General features: G+C 50.7%; 6 protein-coding genes. 2 read left to right on the forward strand and 4 right to left on the reverse strand.

Annotated features, from left to right (window positions below):
• The first annotated feature begins 163 nt into the window (after window positions 1–163).
• On the forward strand, window positions 164–619 hold the full coding sequence (locus H5U36_09305; protein MBC7218308.1) for a hypothetical protein: 456 nt from the start codon (window positions 164–166) through the stop codon (window positions 617–619).
• On the opposite strand, the gene H5U36_09310 is transcribed toward H5U36_09305, so the two are convergent.
• The 4 genes from H5U36_09310 to H5U36_09325 form a co-directional block, all read right to left on the reverse strand.
• Complete coding sequence (locus H5U36_09310; GenBank protein ID MBC7218309.1) at window positions 579–974, reverse strand: nucleotidyltransferase domain-containing protein; 396 nt, start codon at window positions 972–974, stop codon at window positions 579–581. The genes H5U36_09305 and H5U36_09310 overlap by 41 nt on opposite strands.
• Complete coding sequence (locus tag H5U36_09315; GenBank protein ID MBC7218310.1) at window positions 928–1314, reverse strand: HEPN domain-containing protein; 387 nt, start codon at window positions 1312–1314, stop codon at window positions 928–930. Before H5U36_09315 ends, H5U36_09310 begins: the two co-directional genes overlap by 47 nt.
• Before the next feature lie 397 nt (window positions 1315–1711).
• The gene (locus tag H5U36_09320) at window positions 1712–2482 is read right to left on the reverse strand and encodes an ABC transporter ATP-binding protein (GenBank protein MBC7218311.1); all 771 of its coding nucleotides are present in this window, start codon (window positions 2480–2482) and stop codon (window positions 1712–1714) included.
• Window positions 2475–2786, reverse strand: coding sequence for an FtsX-like permease family protein (locus H5U36_09325; protein MBC7218312.1), 312 nt, complete (start codon window positions 2784–2786; stop codon window positions 2475–2477). Before H5U36_09325 ends, H5U36_09320 begins: the two co-directional genes overlap by 8 nt.
• Before the next feature lie 154 nt (window positions 2787–2940).
• Between H5U36_09325 and H5U36_09330 the strand changes: the two genes are divergently transcribed.
• Window positions 2941–4251, forward strand: a complete 1311-nt coding sequence (locus H5U36_09330) for an extracellular solute-binding protein (GenBank protein ID MBC7218313.1) — start codon at window positions 2941–2943, stop codon at window positions 4249–4251.
• The last annotated feature ends 54 nt before the right edge of the window (window positions 4252–4305 follow it).

Raw genomic sequence — 4305 nt, forward strand, 5'->3', positions numbered from 1 at the left:
CCTGAAGGAAAGGCGCCAGTGACCTCTTTTGTCAAGGAACCCATTCGCCACCCAGTGATTCATACGGCTTTTTACACCATCACCTGGGATTCTAACAATCGAGATGGGAAGCTATCATGCTGGCTAGACATACTTGACGAGACACTATGAAGGAGGGGAAGCGATGGAGGAAGCAAGATTCTCCCTCTTGAAATCGGAGTTAATGGCCCAGTGGAGGGAAATCACAAAGATATACGATCGCATTGAGGAGAGAAGGAGAAAAAGAGGAGTCCATGGGCTTGAGAGCCTGGCCTACCAGTTGCATAACCTGTACTGTGCCTACGAAGACCTTTTCAAGATTGTAGCCGGATTCTTTGAGAACAGCATTGAGGACCGATCGAGGTACCATCCTGAGCTTCTTGGGAGAATGAAACTTGAAATCGAAGGTGTGCGACCTGCTCTCATTTCTGAAAAGAGCTTCCAGTTGCTGAATAGCTTGCGGGCTTTCAGGCATTTCTTCCGGCACGCCTACGGGTATGAGCTTGATAGGCGCAAGGTGTCCATAGTCCTTCAGGATGCCCTTGCGCTGCGGGAAGTATTCAAATCCGACCTTGAGGCGTTCCTTGGGAAGCTCTCGTAGATTCTTCCTCGACAACCCACACCGTTTCTTCCTGCACCACCTGGGCGAAACGCCCTTTGAGCTTGGCAAGTTCCTCCTCTGTGTACACCAGAATATCTGCGGGGACAGGTAACCCGGTGGCGTCGAAATCACGAGAACGCTCGTAAAAGGGCTTGTCACAGGTTTTGACCACGATGATAATGTCAAGGTCACTCCCCACACCCCACGACGATGTAGCGTACGACCCAAAGTACCCTATGCGCAGAATGTTGGGATTGCGCTCTTTTTGCTCCTGAGCCCACTTCCTGAAAGCTTCCTCTACCTCTTCTCTATCGGGCCATCTGAGAACGGACAAATGCAAGGATCGCACCGGCATGCTCTAAAGCCTCCTTAGCCTGCAGGGGCCCAAAGTGTTCAAAAGGAGCGCCTTCGGGAAAGCCATTGGGATACCGGGGAAGAATGTAGTAACCGTCGAGTACCATACCTCGCTCGATGAGTTCTTCCGGGACGGGGATAGGGAGTTCTCGAAGGAGCCTGGCCACCACATGTCCCCACGCCTCCTGTCCAAAGAAAAGATGAAGCGCCTTCACCGCCTTTTCCGAAGCCTGGTGGGCTGCAAAACACGCCCACTCGTAGTCTCCGTGCTCGTAGGAGAGCCGGGCGTGGCTCAAATCTCTTTCTGCCTGTTTCAACCAGTCCTCGTAGCGGGTGGCCACTTCCGTGCATCCTTTTCCCTAAAAAAGAACCACGGGTCCTAACGAACCTTCCAACCTTTTCTCGCCGGAGAATCTGGTAGGAACCAAATCCCCTCGGCACTTCAGATTCAGGCTTTCAAACCTCATCCCTTGCGGGAGAAGGTTCTTTCTCCTGAACCTCCGGTCTTCTGATTCCTCAGAACCCGTGGTGAGTATACAGTACAACAGCTCTCCCTCTCTGTCAAGGGGGGTAAAAAAAATTTTTGTAGATCGACCAGAGTTTCGTTCACAAAAGAGCTCAGGGACTACTGCAAGGTCCTTTTCGCCTTAAGGCAATCTCGGGCGCTGCTGTCCTGGGGCTGAACTCCATGTCCATGGCCCAGGGCTTGCTCCACCGGGTAGAGAACAAGGACTTGGCTTACGAAGAGGGTTCTACCTCCTCGAGATTGCAGGCATGTGATTCCAGTATTTCAGCGGCTTCTTTGAGGCCAACCTTTTTAGGGTACACCTCCTTGCAGAGCCTTCCATCGATGAGCTCGATGACCCGGTCAGCCTGTAGGGCCACGTCCCGATTATGGGTTACCATGATCATGGTAGTGTTCGATTGGCGCCGAATTTCGGCTAGGAGTTCAAGGATCTGTTCCCCAGTTTTGGTGTCCAAGGCTCCGGTAGGTTCATCGGCCAGGATGAGCTGGGGATTGTTGAGGAGAGCCCGAGCGATAGCCACCCGCTGCTGCTGACCTCCGGAGAGGAGGGTGACACGTTTTTTCATCGCATCCTTGAGTCCTACCTGTTCGAGGAGGTACATGGCTCGTTCGACTGTTTCTTGATTCGGTTTCCCAAAACCAATCCAGTAGGGAATGAGCACATTTTCTAAGGCATTGAACTCGGGGAGGAGGTAATGGAATTGGAAGATGAATCCCAGGAACTTATTCCGGAAACGAGCCAATTCCTCATCGGAAAGTTGATTGAGATTCTGTCCCCGAATGGTAATCTGGCCACTCGTGGGGCGATCGAGGGCTCCAATGAGGTTAAGAAGCGTGGTTTTCCCCGATCCTGATGGTCCGATGAGCGCCAAGAACTGACCTCGGGGAACGGTCATGGCGATGTCGAAGAGGACCTGGTACTTTACCACCTCACCGTAGACCTTGTTGACTTTCTGGAGCTCCACCAGAACAGAGCTATCCATTTCGAATCACCTCGATGGGAAGGAGCTTGACGGCCTGCCGGGCTGGAGAGATGGCCGCCAGGAGACTGGCGACAGTGGTGATGGTGACGATGAAGAGTATATTCGAGGGATTCACGGTAACCGAAAAGGAGATGGCTCCACCGCTTGCCCGAGCAGCCTGCTGGAGAAAGCGGATGAGGAAAAAGCCGGCCAGAGCCCCAAGGGAGGAACCGAAAAGACCCAGAATAGCCCCCTGGGAGTACCTGAGAGATACTGGAATTGTAGAGTGTCCCACACGATGTGAACCTAAACAGCAGGTTGACAAGTAGAATTGAGCAACTTAAAATGTGAAAGGTGGGGTTAGAAGTACTTGTTTATACAGGTTTATACGAATGGAGGTGAGATGATTTTAAGAAGCTCATGCAATAGGTTCTTTTTGCCTTTCTGTGTGAGCAAAACCACAAACAAGGAGGAGTGGGATGATGCGTAAGCTATTGTTTGTAGGGACCCTTTTGGTTATCTTTGGTTTTGCGTCTGGTGCCTTTGCGGCAGATAAGACTATTGAGCTCAATTTCATTAGCTGGTCCTACGGAGTTGAAACGGTAAAAGACAATATCGCAAAGTTTGAGGCACTCTATCCTAACATTAAGGTGAATTACAGCGACTTTTCCTGGTTCGACTACCATGATATAGCTGTACAGAGGTTTTTGGCAAATACGCCTACTGATGTGATGTACGGCTCAGACCACTGGCTGCAGGAGTGGGCGGCAGCTAACTGGATTGTGCCTCTTGAGGACTATTTCCCCGATTTCAAGAACTACGAGAAAGAGTTTGCGCCCTATGCTGTGGAGGGAATGACCTATCAAGGAAAACTCTACGGTCTGCCCTACTACGCGGATATGGTCGTGTTCCTCTACAATAAGGAGATGTTGAAAAAGGCTGGCTTCGACAATCCACCACAGACGCTTGATGAGCTTATAGAGCAATCGAAGGTTCTTAAGGAGAAGGGGATTTGCAAGTATCCCTTGGCGCTCTGCTTTGCAAAGAACGAGGGACAGAGTATCGAGATCTTTACTTCCTTGGTATACTCTTTCGCCAACGGCAACATGTTCGATGCCGAGTTGAATCCGCTCTTTGAAAAGGACGGAGCCGTTTACAAAGCCACGAAGTTCCTCTACGATGCTTTGAACACGCACGAAATTCTTGATCCGGCTTCGCTGACCTGGGGAGAGATAGACCTGGTGAAGAGCTTTGGTGCTGGTAACCATGCCTTTACCTTTGTAAACAAGTACAACCTGGCGGAGCTCAATAACCCTGCGGTTACCAACCTTGCTGGGCAATTTTCCATAGCGCTTTTCCCTGGAGAAACGCATAGCTGCGTCGGATTTGTGCGGTTCTACTGCATGACGAATATGGCAGTAAAGAGGGGTCAGGACGTCATTGATGCGTGCGGGAAATTCCTTAATTACTTCGGGGGCAAGACAGACGGTACCTATGTCGTTGCAAAGAGGTGGGCTTTAGAAAAGGGCTTGGGCTTTGCACAACTTCCTCTCTATGACGACCCCGAGGTAGTCAATGCTATTAACCAGTGGGGCAACGTAGAAATCGAGAAGGAGCAGGCGAAACTTGCAAGAGCTAAGCAAGGTATGACGCCTTTCTACGGTACTTGGGATATCTTTATGAGAGAGCAGATACATAAAGCCCTTTTGAAAGAGGTTTCCATCGAGGACGCTCTCTCTGCGTCGGCGAAGTACTGGAACGATTTGAAACAGAAGTTTGGAAAGAAGTAAGAAAGGAGGGTCTTGCCCACCCTGTGGGATCACAGGGTGGGCAAGTGCTTATTT

The organism is Candidatus Caldatribacterium sp. (assembly GCA_014359405.1).
In the GTDB taxonomy this organism is placed as follows: domain Bacteria; phylum Atribacterota; class Atribacteria; order Atribacterales; family Caldatribacteriaceae; genus Caldatribacterium; species Caldatribacterium oleiphilum.

Excerpts from the sequence above, each read along its gene's own strand:
- H5U36_09320 (MBC7218311.1), bottom strand. The coding sequence starts at position 2,482 with ATGGATAGCTCTGTTCTGGTGGAGCTCCAGAAAGTCAACAAGGTCTAC.
- H5U36_09330 (MBC7218313.1), top strand. The coding sequence starts at position 2,941 with ATGATGCGTAAGCTATTGTTTGTAGGGACCCTTTTGGTTATCTTTGGT.
- H5U36_09310 (MBC7218309.1), bottom strand. The coding sequence starts at position 974 with ATGCCGGTGCGATCCTTGCATTTGTCCGTTCTCAGATGGCCCGATAGA.
- H5U36_09305 (MBC7218308.1), top strand. The coding sequence starts at position 164 with ATGGAGGAAGCAAGATTCTCCCTCTTGAAATCGGAGTTAATGGCCCAG.